The organism is Devosia sp. 2618 (assembly GCF_040546815.1).
In the GTDB taxonomy this organism is placed as follows: Bacteria; Pseudomonadota; Alphaproteobacteria; order Rhizobiales; family Devosiaceae; genus Devosia.
The window spans coordinates 2939087-2953964 of the sequence record NZ_JBEPOO010000001.1 but is presented as its reverse complement, the minus strand read 5'-3'; the positions used below and the strand labels follow the sequence as shown (position 1 = coordinate 2953964).

General features: G+C 62.1%; 12 protein-coding genes. 11 read left to right on the top strand and 1 reads right to left on the bottom strand.

Features of this window, described 5'->3' with window-relative positions:
• Positions 1 to 74 precede the first annotated feature (74 nt).
• The 9 genes from ABIE28_RS14680 (at position 75) to ABIE28_RS14640 (ending at position 9812) form a co-directional block, all read left to right on the top strand.
• Positions 75 to 1055 (top strand): Hsp33 family molecular chaperone, encoded by a 981-nt coding sequence (locus ABIE28_RS14680; protein WP_354064161.1) that lies wholly within the window; start codon positions 75 to 77, stop codon positions 1053 to 1055.
• 202 nt (positions 1056 to 1257) lie between these two features.
• A complete protein-coding gene (locus tag ABIE28_RS14675) occupies positions 1258 to 3114 on the top strand; it encodes a glycosyltransferase (RefSeq protein WP_354064159.1) in 1857 nt (618 codons plus the stop codon).
• 77 nt (positions 3115 to 3191) lie between these two features.
• Positions 3192 to 4112: an ABC transporter substrate-binding protein gene (locus ABIE28_RS14670; RefSeq protein WP_354064157.1), complete on the top strand. Its 921-nt coding sequence runs from the start codon at positions 3192 to 3194 to the stop codon at positions 4110 to 4112.
• Positions 4113 to 4135: 23 nt separating this feature from the next.
• The gene (locus ABIE28_RS14665; RefSeq protein WP_354064155.1) at positions 4136 to 5038 is read left to right on the top strand and encodes an ABC transporter substrate-binding protein; all 903 of its coding nucleotides are present in this window, start codon (positions 4136 to 4138) and stop codon (positions 5036 to 5038) included.
• Entirely contained in the window at positions 5035 to 5922 is an 888-nt protein-coding gene (locus tag ABIE28_RS14660; RefSeq protein WP_354064153.1) for a siderophore-interacting protein, read from the top strand. The genes ABIE28_RS14665 and ABIE28_RS14660 overlap by 4 nt, the downstream gene beginning before the upstream one ends.
• Before the next feature lies 1 nt (position 5923).
• On the top strand, positions 5924 to 6988 hold the full coding sequence (locus ABIE28_RS14655) for an iron chelate uptake ABC transporter family permease subunit (protein WP_354064152.1): 1065 nt from the start codon (positions 5924 to 5926) through the stop codon (positions 6986 to 6988).
• Positions 6985 to 8052, top strand: a complete 1068-nt coding sequence (locus ABIE28_RS14650) for a FecCD family ABC transporter permease (RefSeq protein WP_354064150.1) — start codon at positions 6985 to 6987, stop codon at positions 8050 to 8052. The genes ABIE28_RS14655 and ABIE28_RS14650 overlap by 4 nt, the downstream gene beginning before the upstream one ends.
• Positions 8053 to 8066: 14 nt before the next feature.
• Positions 8067 to 8891 (top strand): ABC transporter ATP-binding protein, encoded by an 825-nt coding sequence (locus ABIE28_RS14645; RefSeq protein ID WP_354064148.1) that lies wholly within the window; start codon positions 8067 to 8069, stop codon positions 8889 to 8891.
• Positions 8892 to 8900: 9 nt separating this feature from the next.
• Positions 8901 to 9812: an ABC transporter substrate-binding protein gene (locus tag ABIE28_RS14640; RefSeq protein WP_354064147.1), complete on the top strand. Its 912-nt coding sequence runs from the start codon at positions 8901 to 8903 to the stop codon at positions 9810 to 9812.
• Here the strand turns inward: ABIE28_RS14640 and ABIE28_RS14635 are convergent, their stop codons facing one another.
• The gene (locus ABIE28_RS14635) at positions 9813 to 11714 is read right to left on the bottom strand and encodes a diguanylate cyclase (protein WP_354064145.1); all 1902 of its coding nucleotides are present in this window, start codon (positions 11712 to 11714) and stop codon (positions 9813 to 9815) included.
• Between the two features lie 251 nt (positions 11715 to 11965).
• Here ABIE28_RS14635 and ABIE28_RS14630 point away from each other — a divergent pair, with 251 nt between their 5' ends.
• Positions 11966 to 13588 carry an ABC-F family ATP-binding cassette domain-containing protein gene (locus ABIE28_RS14630; RefSeq protein ID WP_354064143.1) on the top strand — a complete coding sequence of 541 codons (1623 nt, stop codon included), beginning with the start codon at positions 11966 to 11968 and terminating at the stop codon, positions 13586 to 13588.
• Between the two features lie 189 nt (positions 13589 to 13777).
• Positions 13778 to 14842 carry an ABC transporter ATP-binding protein gene (locus ABIE28_RS14625; protein WP_354064141.1) on the top strand — a complete coding sequence of 355 codons (1065 nt, stop codon included), beginning with the start codon at positions 13778 to 13780 and terminating at the stop codon, positions 14840 to 14842.
• Positions 14843 to 14878 lie beyond the last annotated feature (36 nt).

The following is a 14878-nucleotide window of genomic DNA, read 5'->3' as shown; positions in this document are numbered from 1 at the left end:
TTGGGCAGTATGACCATTGTGGCCGCGCCGACTTGAAAGCCACCTGACCGAAAATGACTACGGATACGACGACCATGACCGAGAACATGATGAGTGCCCTCGGGCTCGACCGGCCGGAAAGCGGCGACGATGTGGTCGTGCCGTTCACGCTGGACAAGCTCGATACCCGCGGCCGCAGCGTGCGGCTGGGCGAAGCGCTTGATACCATTCTGGCCCGCCACAAATATCCCGCACCCGTCGCGCGCCTGCTCGGCGAAGCGGTGGTGCTGGCATCTTTGATCGGCTCGTCCCTCAAATTCGAGGGTCGTTTCATCATGCAGACCCAGACCGATGGCCCGGTGAACCTGTTGGTCGTCGACTTCGACGCACCGGACGGGTTGCGCGGCTATGCCCGCTTTGATCATGACGCCTTGCTCAAGGCTGCCGAGGAAGGCCGCACCAAGCCGGGCGAATTGCTCGGCAAGGGGCATCTCGCCATGACCATCGATCAGGGCCCTCATACCGAGAGGTATCAGGGTATTGTCGCGCTTGAAGGCCATTCCCTTGAGGAAGTGGCGCATGCCTATTTCATGCAGTCCGAGCAAATCCCGACCCAGGTTCGCCTGGCCGTCGCTGAGTTCACCAAGAAGGGCGATCATCGCCCCCATTGGCGCGCTGGCGGCGTGCTGATCCAGCACCTGCCCGAGCATGGCATGTCCCATGTTGCCGACCTGCCGGGTGATGGGAATTTCGAGGATATCGAGGAAGCCGACGGCTGGACCGAAGCCAAGACTTTGCTGGCAACGCTGGATGATCTTGAGCTCGCCGACCCCGATCTGAGCTCGGAACGCCTGCTGTTCCGGCTTTATCACGAGACCGGCGTGCGCGTGTTCACCCCACTGCCGATGGTGGAGCGCTGCACCTGTTCTGCCGACAATATCGAGAACATGCTGGCCACCAGCTTCACCGCCGAAGACCGCGAGGAAATGGCGGTTGATGGCGAAATCGAAGTGGTCTGCGAGTTCTGTTCAACCGCCTATCACTTCAATCCGCACCAGTTCGACGCCAAGCACTGAGCGAATGATCCAAGACCGAATGGCCGTCCTTGAAAAAGGGCGGCCATTTTCGTTGCTGGCAGCAAGTGGCTGCTATGCTTGCCATTTTCATCAAACCTGAGCAGTATTTGTCCGTAAGTATCCGGGCAGGGGGGTGCCAGGTGAACGCCGACGCTTTTGAGCTAAGCCGTGCGCTGAGTAACCGCGTCAGTCCGGTGGCGCCATGTCGGACGCAGTAGAACTCGTCAAAGCAATCCTCGCGGAAGATCAACAAAGCGACGCCGTGGCGCTTGCTGTGCTGGACGCTGCGCTTGAGCGCGAAGTGGACGTTCTTCTCTATTGCGCCGTGACGCTCGGACTGGGCGAGGCCATAGTCATGGAACGGGCTGCTGTCTGGGCTGGCTACGGTTATTTCGACCGCGTTCCGCGCCATGTGAAGGGCGTCACCGTGCCCGCGCGACTAGAGGCACTCGCCGAGGTTCGGTTGTTCCGCGTCACGATGCTCGATAGAGAAGTGGCCTTCGCGGCACCGGACTTTTTGGGTGTCATCCGGCTGCGACAGGCGTTGATCGCCAAGCCGAGTCTGCGCCAGACCATTTGCCTCGTCCCTGAAACGGCCTTGCGGGATTTCCTGACTGAAGCTGCGGCGCCTGCACTGATCGATGCCGCCCGGCAGGGACTGGCGCGACGCTGGCCCTATGCCTGCGCGCAACTTGAGCTGACGATACTGGCGCGATGGGGTTTCGTTGCCGGGATGGGGCTGCTGGTCGCGCTGGTGCTGATTGCGCCCTACCTCATGCAGCTGTGGCTGCTGCCGCTGGTGATGTGCATACTCGTTCTACCCGCGCTGATCCGCATTGCGGCGCTGCTGACGCCGCCGCGCAAAATCCCCGAGATGCATCGTCCTGCCGATGAGGACTTACCGATCTATTCGGTAATGATTCCTCTGCACAACGAAGCCCTGATGGTGCCACAACTGTTCGCGGCCATGCGCGCGCTGGACTATCCGGCGGAGCGTCTCGACATCAAGTTTGTCGTCGAGGCTCAGTCGACCTGGACGGTGAACGCCGTGCGGGCGCAATTGGGCGACCCGCGGTTTACGCTCGTGGCTGTGCCGGATGCCGCGCCGCGTACCAAACCCAAGGCGCTCGATTTTGCCCTGCCGCTCTGCCGGGGCGAGCACGTCGTTGTCTATGACGCCGAGGATATTCCCGACCCCGACCAGCTGTGGAAGGCGGTCGTCCGCTTTCGCGACAACCCAGACATCGTTTGCCTGCAGGCCCATCTCGTCATCGACAACGGTCGCCGCAACTGGCTGGCTGCGCTGTTCACGGGCGAATATGCAGGCCTGTTCACGGTACTGCTTCCCGCTCTGGCGCGTTGGCGCCTGCCCATGCCGCTTGGCGGGACCTCCAACCATTTCCGCACCAATGTGCTGCGCGAACTGGGTGGTTGGGACGCTTACAATGTCACCGAAGATGCTGACCTCGGCGTCCGGCTTGCGCGTCAGAGGCTGCGCGTCGATGTGTTGGCATCGCGGACCCGCGAAACTGCGCCCGCCATGCTTGCGCCATGGATGGGTCAGCGCACCCGCTGGATGAAAGGTTGGATGCAGACGTTCATCGTCCACAACCGCAATCCGGGCCTTCTGTGCAAGCAGATGGGGCTGCGCTCATTTCTCGCCTTCCAGATCCTCGTCATCGGCATGATCACTGCGCCAGTGCTGCATTGTGCCTTCGCTGTAATGGTCGTGGTTCATTTAATCTTGGGCGCGCTTGGCGTCGGAGATTGGCCGTGGGGCGTCTTCTATATCTGGGTCTTGATCATTGGCTACGGCAGCGCCTTTGCCACCAGCTGGCTTGGCCTCGCTCGCCTGGGCAAGACACACCTGCTGGGCCAGCAACTGTTATTGCCGCTGTATTGGCTGCTGATGGGCTTTGCGACATTCCGGGCCGGGCATGAACTGCTTGTGCGCCCATTTCATTGGTTCAAGACACCGCACAGGCCGGCGGCGACCGAGGTGGCGAGGCGCAGGCGCAAGGCCCGCCGCCGCATATTTGGTGGCCTACGCATTTCCTAACTTGACTACAAAAATCATAATATGTAGCAAGCCTCCACGAGAGGGCCGGCGCGGCCCGTCTATCGGGGAATGCCGCCATGAGCATCATCAGTCGCCGACAATTTATCCTTGGCGCGGCGGGTCTGGGTGCAACGCTGCTGGCCGGTCCCACACTGGCTCAGTCCTCGGTCCGCACGATCACCACCTCGGTTGGCACCTATGACATTCCAGCCGACCCCAAGCGCGTCGTCGTGATCGATACACGGCTCGACCTGGAGCCTGCGGTGGCGCTCGGACTGCCCATCGTCGGCTACAGCTATTATCAGGATATCGAGCCCTGGGTGCCCTATGAGGGCGCCGACAAATATATCGGCACGCCGCCATCGCGCGAGGCTGTGCTAGCGCTCGACCCGGACCTGATCGTTTGCACCGACATCCCGGAAAGCGAACTCTGGCCCATCGACAAGCTGTCCGACATCGCCCCGGTTCTGCCGGTGGATTTCAATATGCATTGGCGCGATAACCTGACCCGTATGGGCGACTGGCTCGGCCGTCGCGACCGGGCGGACGCGTTCATCGCCGCCTATGAGGCCGAGGTCGAAGCCTTCAAGATCAAGCACGCGGCCGTGCTCAATCGTAAGGTGGCGGCAATCTGGTCCAGCCCCGACGCGGGCGAGATCAACATCCTGATGGGCGTGAACACGCCGCAGGTGACCGCAATCGGTCAGGTGCTCGATGATCTGGGCGGCATCACCGTCTCGCCCGAAGGCTTGGGCGAATATGGCAATGTCAGCTACGAGCGCATGGACGAAATTCTCGCCGATGTTGAAGGCATCGTCATCGATCACTTCGAGCAGAGCGAACTCGACGCGCTCGAAACCTCGCCGGTCTGGAGCCGTCTGCCCGCCGTCAAGGCTGGCCGCGCCCTGCCGACCAGCGGCGCCTATTACGGCGGTGGCTACACCGCCCGCCACCTCATCGGCGAATGGGACAAGCTCTATTCGCTGTTGAGCGCCTGATTTTCAAACCCATGTTGGTGCCCATGCTGCCCCGCCATTTCCTTCTGGCTGTCGCCTTTACAGCGCTTGTCGCTCCCGCCTTCGCGCAGGAGACGTTCACCTATACCTACGGCGACTACACCGCTGAGTTGCCGGTCGATCCGCAGCGCGTCTTTGTCATGGACTCGCGCACTGCGCTCGACTTTGCCGTCAGCGCCGGTTTCCCGATTGTCGCCACCGATTGGGACGATGACGAGGAAATGCACCTCGACAAGTTCATTCCCGAAAACGTCGACCGCCTGATCTTCCGCGGTGAACCCAATGCCGAACTGGTGCTGACCTATGACCCGGATCTGTTGGTCGTGGGCGCCGGTTGGTGGAATTATTGGAAAGACAATAACAGCTTCAACGCCAATGGCCTGCCGGTACTCGTGATCAAGGACGGCACCGGCCCGGACTGGAAAGAGCAGCTGACTAGCCAACTGGCGGCCTATAACCGCCCGGAAAAGGGCGCGGCGCTGATCGCTGAATATGATGCGGCCGTTGCGGCGGCCAGGCCCGAGATCGCGCGCGTGTTGCATGGTCGCAAGGTCGCGGTCACCGACATCTGGGGCGACCAGTTTGCCCTCCAGACCGAGACCTTTTCCGCTGCCGTTGCCCGCGACCTGGGGATTGACCTGGCAACGGGTCCAGTAGAAGCTGAAGATGGCTATCAGGTTTATAGCGCAGAGAACCTCGGCGCCTATCACGACGCCGCACTGATCATGTCGCTCTGGTCCAAGGATATGGCCGATAACGCGATGTGGCAGCGCCTGCCGGCCATCGCGCGCGGCGCCCAATATGAGATGGACACGGTCAATAGTTGGGGCTTCGCGCTGACGGCCATCGACCTGGTCCAGGATTTTACTGAAGCCATGGCTGTACTCGAGAAGGCCGACGCCCAATGACTCCCAAGTTCCACGAAGCCACCGTTCTTTCTCGTACGCAGCTGACGCCCGGCATGGTGCGCGTCACTTTGGGCGGCGACGGTCTTGCCAAGTTCCAGCCCACCGGCGTCGGCGACGAGTATCTGCGTCTGTTCTTCCCCAATCCGGAAACCGGCAAACTGCATCTTCCGGTGATCACCGAAGAAGGCCGCTGGACCTATCCCGACGGACAGGACGCTGTGCGTTGCTCGACCTATACGGTGCGCCGCCACAGTTCCGAAACCGGCGAACTCGACATCGATTTCGTGGTGCATGAGGGCGGTCTCGCCAGCGAGTGGGCCCAAAAGGCAGCGCCCGGCGATAGCATTACAATCAACAATCCGCGTGGGCTTTATACCCCACCAGAAGATACCGTCTGGCAGTTGCTGATCGCCGATGCGACGGGCTTGCCGGCGCTGGCGCGGCTGCTGGAACAGACGCCAAAACACATCCAATCGCGTGTCTTTATCGAGGTTGCCGATGTCGATCATGAGCAGCCGCTGTTTGCCCATCCCGGCGCGACGGTGACCTGGCTGCACAAGAGCGGCAATGGTGTTGCCCCGAGCCGCATGGAAGAGGTCGTTCGGGCCGTTCCGCTGCCATCCACCCCCGGCTATGTCTGGGTGGCCGGTGAGCAGAAAGTGGTGCGCACCATTCGCAAGTTCGTCCGTCAGGACCTCAAGCTGCCACCAGAGCGCTACGAGCTGGTTGGCTATTGGACCGCCAATGGCGAAGAATGGGAAGCCAAGTGGGAAGCGCTCGATCCAGCGGTAAAGTCGGAAATCGACGCCGCCTGGGATTCCGATCGCGACCCCGAAGAAGTGCGCGACGAATATGAAGCCACCCTCGAAAAGTTCGGTCTCTGAGGTGAGCACGACAGCCGTCACCAGTCAGGATCTGGCGCGCCAGGAGCAGAAACGCCCCGGGCTCGCCCAGACCAACGCCATGCGGTTCGGCTGGCTTATGCTGGCCGTTCTCGTGCTCGTTGCGGTGCTGCTCGCCAGCATCGCCATCGGCTCCAAGGACATTCCGGTGTCCACCGTTCTCGACGCGCTGTTTGCCTACAATGACAGCGACGACCACGCCATCATTCAGGCGCTGCGCGTTCCGCGTACGCTGATGGGGCTGGTGGTCGGCGCAGCGCTTGGCATGTCCGGTGCGCTGATCCAGGCGCTGACCCGCAATCCGCTGGCTGATCCCGGTATTCTCGGCGTCAATGCCGGTGCGGCGTTCTTCGTGGTGCTGGCAGTTGGCCTGTTCGGCCTGACATCGGTGCAAAGCTATATCTGGTTCGCGTTCCTCGGCGCGATCCTCACCACCGTCGTCGTCTATGCCATCGGCTCGGCTGGTCGGGCAGGGGCGACGCCAGTGCGTCTGACGCTGGCCGGTGTTGCCATCGGCGCTGTTCTAAGCGGCATTTCATCAGGCATTACCCTGCTCAACCCGACCATTTTCGATCGCATGCGCCAGTGGGGCGCTGGTTCGCTGGTGGCTCCTGGCTACGAGACGCTCTGGGCTGTGCTGCCGTTCATCGTGATCGGCCTGATCATCTCGCTGTTTGTGGCGCGGCCACTGAACGCGGTGGCATTAGGTGACGACCTCGCATCGGCGCTGGGTGCCAACATCACGCGCACGCGGGCACTGGTCATCGTCTCCACCACGCTATTGGCGGGTGCGGCCACGGCTGCTGCCGGTCCTATTGGCTTTGTTGGGCTGATGGTGCCCCACGTCGCGCGTTGGATCGTTGGTCCGGACCAGCGCTGGATATTCCTCTTTACGGTTGTGCTGTCGCCAGTGCTGTTGCTCACCTCCGATATTGTCGGCCGCCTCGTCATGCGGCCGGGCGAATTGCAGGTCGGTATCGTCACCGCCTTCGTCGGCGCACCGGTTCTGATCTTGTTGGCGCGCCGCCGCCGGGTGAGTGGGCTATGAGCATTATCGAGCAACCCAAGGGCATCGACTTTGGCCGCCCGATCCAGGCGGTGCGCAATTTCGGTGGTGCGCTGTCCTATCGGCTCGACGTCAAGACCGTCACCGTCTGCGCCATATTGCTGGGCGTCGCTTTAGTGGTCGCGCTGATCACGCTGGCGAGTGGCGAGTATCAGGTGCCACTACCGGACGTGATCTGGGCATTGCTGGGACAGGCCGAAGGTCGCGTCCATATGGTGGTCGTCGAATGGCGCCTGCCGCGTACCGCGCTGGCGCTCATTTTGGGCGCAGCACTGGGCATTGGCGGCGCCATTTTCCAGTCGCTGACCCGCAACCCGCTGGGTAGCCCCGACATCATCGGCTTTGACGCCGGCGCTTATACTGGCGCACTGGTCGTCATCATCTTGATGCAGGGCGGCTATTACTTCATCGCAGGCGGCGCGCTGCTCGGCGGGCTGGCGACGGCGCTGATCGTCTATGTGCTGGCCTATAGCCGAGGCGTGCAGGGCTTCCGCCTGATCATCGTCGGCATTGGCGTTTCGGCCATGCTCAACTCGCTCAACACCTGGATGCTGCTGCGCGCCAAGCTCGAAGTGGCGATGGCCGCTGCGATCTGGGGTGCGGGTTCGCTCAACGGCCTCGGCCTTGATCGCCTCGGCCCGTCGGTGCTGATCCTTGGTATCCTGATCCCGCTTGCGCTGTTGATGAGCCGCCCGATGGCGCAGCTTGAACTGGGCGACGACGCGGCCCGAGCCCTCGGGGTCAGCGCCGAGCGGACGCGTCTGGCCTTGCTGGTGCTCGGCGTTGCCCTGACGGCGACAGTGACGGCAACGGCCGGCCCAATCGGTTTTGTGGCACTGGCCGCACCACAGCTGGCCCGTCGCCTGACCGGCAGCCCCGGTGTCGCCATGCTGCCCGCTGCGGCCATGGGCGCGCTTCTGCTGGCGGCCGCTGACTATCTGGCGCAACGCGCTTTCGCACCCACCCAGCTTCCCGTTGGCATTGTCACGGTCAGCCTGGGCGGCGTTTACTTCGTGTGGCTGCTGCTGCGCGAAACAAGACGATAGGAATGGATGATCCGATGAACCGACACGATCCCGCACTCGCCGCAGCCGATCCGCGCCTGTTCGCCGAAGGCATTACCATCGGCTACGACAAGCGTGTCATTTCCACCGACCTGTCGGTGAAAATTCCGGACCGTTCCTTCACCGTCGTGGTTGGGGCAAATGCCTGCGGTAAGTCCACCTTGCTGCGCGCGCTGTCTCGTCTGATCAAGCCAGCCGAGGGCAGGGTGGTGCTGGACGGGCAGACCATCTCGTCCTACCCGGCCAAAGAAGTCGCGCGCCGTCTGGGTCTCTTGCCCCAGAGCTCGATTGCGCCAGAAGGCATTACCGTTGCCGATCTGATCGCCCGTGGCCGCTATCCGCACCAAAAGCTCTTGCGCCAGTGGTCGACCGAGGATGAAGTGGCTGTCATTGCCGCCATGGAAGCCACCAAGGTGACAGCGCTGTCGCATCGTCTGATGGACGAACTGTCCGGCGGCCAGCGCCAGCGCGTCTGGGTCGCCATGGTGCTGGCGCAGGAAACCCCGCTCCTGTTGCTCGACGAACCGACCACCTTCCTCGACATCACCCACCAGATCGAACTTCTTGAACTGCTGGGCGAACTCAACCGTCGCGATGGCCAGACCATCGTCGCCGTGCTCCACGATCTCAACCACGCCTGCCGCTACGCCACCCACATCATCGCCATGCGCGATGGCGCGGTGATTGCCGAAGGGGCCCCGCGCGACATCGTCACGGCCGAACTGGTCGAAGAAGTCTTCGGCCTGCCCTGCATCATCATCGACGATCCTATTGCCCACACACCGCTGGTTATTCCGCGCGGTTCTGCGCCTGCCGCATAAGGAAATACCATGACCAAGACGATCACTTTGAACCGCCGCAGCTTCGGTATCGGTGCGGCAGGGCTGGCTTTGGCAGGCCTCGTGCCGCAGAGCGCCTTTGCGCAGGAAACACGCAGCGTTACAACGGCGCTCGGCACCTACGACATTCCGGCCGATCCGCAGCGCGTGCTCTGCGTCGATAGCCGCCTCGATATCGAACCGGCCGTTGCGCTGGGCCTCAATATCGTCGGCCATGCCTATGACAAGGTCGAGCCATGGGTGCCCGCCGATCCAAACTGGAAGTTTGTTGGCGAAGTCCCCGATCTGGAGCAAGTGCTGGCGCTCGATCCCGACCTCATCATCTGCACCGACGTTGGCGACCGCGACAGCGAGTATTGGCCGATCAATCGCCTCAAGGACGTCGCGCCGGTTCTGCCGCCGCCATACGTGCTGCCGTGGAAAGAAATCCTCGCCCAGATTGGCGTCTGGACCGGTCGCGAAGGCGCTGCCGATGCGATGCTTGCCGAGTATGATGCGCTGATTGCCGACATCAAACAGCGCCGTGCCGAGCAGATCGCCAGCAAGACCATTGCCGTGGTGCAGCCCTGGAGCGACGGCACCATTTTCCTTCAGGCCGAGTTGAGCCTGCTGCAGCCCCAGATCATGGCTGACCTTGGTGCCAAGACCATTCCCGTGGTCGAGGGCAACATCGTCAGTGCCGAGAACTTCAGCGATGTTCTGGGCGGCGTCGATGGCATCCTGCTGGTGCTGCACACCGAAGGCGGGCTTGAGCCCGTGGCGCAGCAGCAGACCTGGACCCGCCTTCCGGCCGTTGCAGCAGGCAAGGTGATTGGCCGGGTGGGTAACACCAATTTCGGTGGCATCTACACAGCCATGCATGTCGCCAAGCTGTTCGACGAACTCTACGGCACGCTGGCCTGATTACTCGCTCGCGTAGCGGCGGCGCACGCCGCTGACGCGGGTGCCAAACACACGATCCCGGCCGGCGGCTTTGGCGCTGTAAAGCGCTTCGTCGGCGGCCTGGATGATTTCGCGGACGCTGCGGTGCAGATTGTCGGCAGTGTAAGTTGCGACGCCAACACTGGCCGTCACATAGCCGCGCTCGCTGGCAAGATGAGGAATTCTGCCCGCCGCCAGCGACTTGCGGAAGCCTTCCGCCACGAGATAGGCGCCGTCCTCGTCCGTATCGGGCAAGATGGCGACAAACTCTTCGCCACCGTAACGCGCCTCCATGTCGGCCGGGCGATGCAACCCGGCACTAAGGTACTCGCCAACCCGACGCAGGCAGTCGTCGCCTGCTGGATGGCCATAGTGGTCGTTATAGGCTTTGAAGCGATCCACATCGATCAGCAGCAGGCTCATCGGTGTCCCGGTGCGCGAGCTGCGCGACACCTCGGTTTCAACGGCATCATCAAAAGCCCGGCGATTGTAGAGCCCCGTCAGCGCATCGGTGCGCACCAGATATTTGAGCTTGTCGCTGGCGTCCTGCAGATCGAGTTCCGTCTGCTTGAGGCGCGTTACATCGGTCACGACAACAAGCGTCTTGCCTTTCGACGTCGGCCGAGTTCGCACCTGCAACCAGCGCCCGTTAAAGAGGTTGACCTCTTCCTCGCTCTCGCGGTGCAGATTGGCGATGATATGGGTCATCCAGCCTTCGACGCGGGACTTGGGCGCGGTAACCTGTTCTCCGGTCTCGATCACTGCGCGCAAAATGTCGCGCATGTGCGCGCCAGGTTGGCGGAGATGACCGGTATAGGGAAAGCTGGCGCGATACTGCTCGTTCGAAAGCTCAATGCGCCCCGTCGCATCAAACATTGCCAGCCCGTCCGACATTTCTGCCAGTGCATAGGACAGCGTGTTGCGGCTCTCGATCAGATCCTCGCGCATCTGCTTGTCGGCGGTGATGTCGCGGGTAACACCCGCCATACCGATGGCATCGCCATTCGGTGCGTATAGCGGCACCTTGGACGTCACATACCAGCGCGTCACCCCCTTGGAATCCTTGACGAACTCCTCGAGTGCTACCTGCGGCACGCCGGTTTCGATGATCCGTCGCTCGGCTTCAAACACGGTCTGCGCCCGCTCTGGAGGCGATACGTCAAAGTCCGTTTTGCCGATCATTTCTGCCGGGCTGCTGCGCCCATAAAGGCCAACAACCGCGTCATTGACCGCGCTGAACCGGCCATGGCGGTCTTTGACATAGGCATAGTCGGGGGCCTGTGAGAGCGCCGCGGCCAACAGGTCGCGGTCAGCGGAAAACCGGCGGGCCTGCAAGAAGACCACGCCTGCCAGCGCCGTCGTCAACGTATTCAGGACGCCAAGTGGCAGGGCGTGGTTGAAGATGGCCTCAGCGACCGTATCGCCCGGCAGCAGCAGGATGCCAGCCGCCGAAATGGCCCCGACAACAACGCCGAGCACCGCACCATGCCAGGGCTTGGAGCCCTGTCTGGCCACGGCGACGCGCCCCAGCAGGCCCAGTACGGTCATCAGGGCAATGGTGGTCAGGCCGGCGGTCAGGCCGACGCCACCCATTTCATAACGCCAGTTCAGCGCCAGCGTCGTCGCGATCAGTGCAGATAGCGGGCCACCAAAAAACGCAGCGACAGCAATGAGCGACAGCCGGAGATCGATATAGGAGCCGGGCTGCATCTGCGCCGACATCATCATCGAGGCGATGGCCCCGAGCCCCATGGCCAGACCGAACAGCGCGCTCCGCGCCAGGCCGGGCACATTGCGCAGCCAAAAGCGTGCATGCCCCCAACCGAGCACAAACAGCGTTACGACGGCAAGATTGCCGGCCAACATCTGCCAAGGTGACGACACGTCGTTCTCCATGGGTCGGCGGACGCAATACAAGGCACCGACGCATGTCCATGTTGCGCCAAACTCTTTGTCATTTCCTGAATCACCGCCCCATCACTGCAAACTTTATTCAGGAAAAGACGCGGTATTTTGTCCCGAGCAGCCAGCGCAAACCACCTGTGACCGCGCGATGCTTGCGTTGAGCGGTCTGCAATGCTTTACCGGCGCTTTCCGCGCGCCTTGAGGCGGGCAGCCAGACACCTCGGAATCCCATGATACGTCTCGAAAGCATCGGCAAACAGAACGGCAAACAGATCGTCTTCATCGACGCTTCGGCAGTGTTGCAGAAGGGCGAAAAGATCGGTCTGGTCGGCCCCAATGGCGCCGGCAAGACCACTCTGTTCCGCATGATCACCGGCGAAGAACAGCCCGACGAGGGGCAGGTGTCGATGGAGCGCGGCGTCACCATCGGCTATTTCAGCCAGGATGTCGGCGAGATGGGTGGGCGCAGCGCCGTTGCCGAAGTGATGGATGGCGCCGGTCCGGTCAGTGCCCTGATCACCGAAATGCGCGCGCTCGAAGCCGATATGGGCGATCCCGACAAGGCCGACGAGATGGATGCCATCATCGAACGCTATGGCGAAATCCAGCACCAGTTCGAAGAACTGGACGGCTATTCGCTCGACGGTCGCGCCCGCGAAGTGCTCGATGGCCTCGGCTTTTCCCAGGAAATGATGGATGGTGATGTCGGCAAGCTTTCCGGCGGCTGGAAGATGCGCGTGGCGCTGGCCCGCATCCTTCTGATGCGGCCTGACGCGCTGCTGCTCGACGAGCCGAGCAACCATCTGGATCTCGAAAGCCTGATCTGGCTCGAAGCTTTCCTGCAGAACTATAGCGGCGCCCTGTTCATGACCTCGCACGACCGCGAATTCATGAACCGCATCTGCACCAAGATCGTCGAAATCGACGCCGGCTCGCTGACCACCTATTCGGGCAATTACGAATTCTACCAGCAGCAGCGCGCCATCTCGGAAAAGAACCAGCAGGCGCAATTTGAGCGCCAACAAGCGATGTTGGCGAAGGAGTTGGACTTCATCGCCCGCTTCAAGGCCCGCGCGTCTCACGCTGCGCAGGTGCAGAGCCGGGTCAAAAAGCTCGACAAGATCGACCGCGTCGAGCCGCCCAAGCGCCGCCAGACGGTGGACTTTGAGTTCCGCCCCGCGCCGCGTTCAGGCGAAGACGTGGCGCTGCTTAAGGGTGTGTCCAAGAGCTATGGCGATCGCACCATCTATGACGGGCTCGATTTCCACGTACGCCGCAAGGAACGCTGGTGCATCATGGGCGTCAACGGCGCCGGCAAGTCGACGCTGCTCAAGCTGGTGACCGGCACGGCCGATCCAGATCAAGGCAATGTTTCGCGTGGGCCTTCGGTCAAGATGGCCTATTTTGCCCAGCACGCGATGGATGTGCTTGAGGGTGACCTCACCGTGTTCCAGCAGCTGGAAAGCTCGTTCCCGCAAGCCGGGCAGGCCCCACTGCGCGCTCTGGCTGGGGCTTTTGGTTTTTCCGGCGACGAGATCGAAAAGAAGTGCCGCGTGCTGTCGGGTGGCGAAAAGGCCCGTCTGGTCATGGCCATGATGCTGTTCGATCCTCCGAACTTCCTCGTGCTTGACGAGCCGACCAACCATCTGGACATCGCCACCAAGGAAATGCTCATCACCGCGCTGTCGCAATATGAAGGCACCATGCTTTTCGTCTCGCACGACCGCCATTTCCTCGCCGCGCTTTCGAACCGCGTTCTGGAACTGACGCCTGAGGGCGTTCACGTCTATGGCGGCGGCTATACCGAATATGTCGAGAGCACCGGCCAGGAAGCCCCGGGCCTGCGCAGCTAAGCCGGGCTAGCGCCCGACAAAGACCAGACAGATTTGACGCCCCGGATGGTCGCGAAAGCGGCCGCCGGGGCGTTTTCCTTTGTGGGAAAGCTCGGGCGCAAGCGCATGGGGCTGTACAGAACCCTTGAGATGGGCTCAATTGGTATTCTATTGGTCGTATTGCGGTAGCATTTTGGACTAGGTTGGGGCATGGCACAGCTTTCACTTCGCGGTATCAAGAAGCGTTTCAAGACGACTGATGTGCTGCACGGCATCGATCTCGAAATCGGTGACCGGGAATTTGTGGTGTTCGTCGGCCCCTCCGGCTGCGGTAAATCCACGCTTCTGCGCCTGATCGCGGGGCTCGACCCGATCAGCGATGGCGAGTTCCTGCTTAACGGCCAGCGCATGAACGACGTGCCGCCATCGCGCCGCGGCATTGCCATGGTGTTCCAGTCCTACGCGCTTTATCCGCATATGGACGTCTATGAAAACATGGCCTTTGGCGCGCGACTGATGGGGCTCGACAAGCCTGCCGTCGAAGCCCGCATTGCCGAGGCATCGCGCATGCTGCGGCTCGAACCCTATCTCAAGCGCAAGCCGCGCGAACTCTCCGGCGGTCAGCGCCAACGCGTCGCCATCGGCCGTGCGCTGGTGCGTAAGCCTGAAGTGTTCCTGCTCGATGAGCCCCTGTCCAATCTCGACGCGGCGCTGCGCTCCGATGTGCGTCTGGAGATCGCCAAGCTGCACCGGGACATCGGCGGCACCATGATCTACGTGACCCACGATCAGGTCGAGGCCATGACGCTGGCCGACAAGATCGTCGTCATGAACCTTGGCCGGATCGAGCAGGTCGGTAGCCCGCGCGAACTCTACGAAACGCCCGCCAATACGTTCGTCGCGACCTTTATCGGTTCGCCGCGCATGACGCTGGTTGAAATGACCCGTGACGGCGGCCGCCTCGGCATCGCCAATGGTGGGTCCGTCGCCGTATCGGCTTTGCCCGATGTGGCCAAGCTCAAGGTCGGCGTGCGCCCCGATGCGGTGTCGCTGAGCCGTGGCCATGGCGACGACGGGCTGATCGGCGAGGTCGTTTACACCGAATACCTGGGCGACAACGCGTTCGTTTACGTACGCCTTGCCGACGGCACGGTGATGCCGGCGCGGGTTGGCGTCAACGATCTTTACGCGCCCGAAACCCCGGTCACGGTGTCGATCAACGCGTCGGCTGCGCACTTCTTTTCCGCCGAGGACGGTCGGCGGCTCGAGGCCTGAGGGGGCCTCAAAGAACACTTCGCATACCTTAATCTC

What these genes read in the sequence shown, in the direction of transcription:
- ABIE28_RS14680 (WP_354064161.1), top strand. Translation starts at nt 75, where the DNA reads ATGACCGAGAACATGATGAGTGCCCTCGGGCTCGACCGGCCGGAAAGC.
- ABIE28_RS14675 (WP_354064159.1), top strand. Translation starts at nt 1,258, where the DNA reads ATGTCGGACGCAGTAGAACTCGTCAAAGCAATCCTCGCGGAAGATCAA.
- ABIE28_RS14670 (WP_354064157.1), top strand. Translation starts at nt 3,192, where the DNA reads ATGAGCATCATCAGTCGCCGACAATTTATCCTTGGCGCGGCGGGTCTG.
- ABIE28_RS14665 (WP_354064155.1), top strand. Translation starts at nt 4,136, where the DNA reads ATGCTGCCCCGCCATTTCCTTCTGGCTGTCGCCTTTACAGCGCTTGTC.
- ABIE28_RS14660 (WP_354064153.1), top strand. Translation starts at nt 5,035, where the DNA reads ATGACTCCCAAGTTCCACGAAGCCACCGTTCTTTCTCGTACGCAGCTG.
- ABIE28_RS14650 (WP_354064150.1), top strand. Translation starts at nt 6,985, where the DNA reads ATGAGCATTATCGAGCAACCCAAGGGCATCGACTTTGGCCGCCCGATC.
- ABIE28_RS14645 (WP_354064148.1), top strand. Translation starts at nt 8,067, where the DNA reads ATGAACCGACACGATCCCGCACTCGCCGCAGCCGATCCGCGCCTGTTC.
- ABIE28_RS14640 (WP_354064147.1), top strand. Translation starts at nt 8,901, where the DNA reads ATGACCAAGACGATCACTTTGAACCGCCGCAGCTTCGGTATCGGTGCG.
- ABIE28_RS14630 (WP_354064143.1), top strand. Translation starts at nt 11,966, where the DNA reads ATGATACGTCTCGAAAGCATCGGCAAACAGAACGGCAAACAGATCGTC.
- ABIE28_RS14625 (WP_354064141.1), top strand. Translation starts at nt 13,778, where the DNA reads ATGGCACAGCTTTCACTTCGCGGTATCAAGAAGCGTTTCAAGACGACT.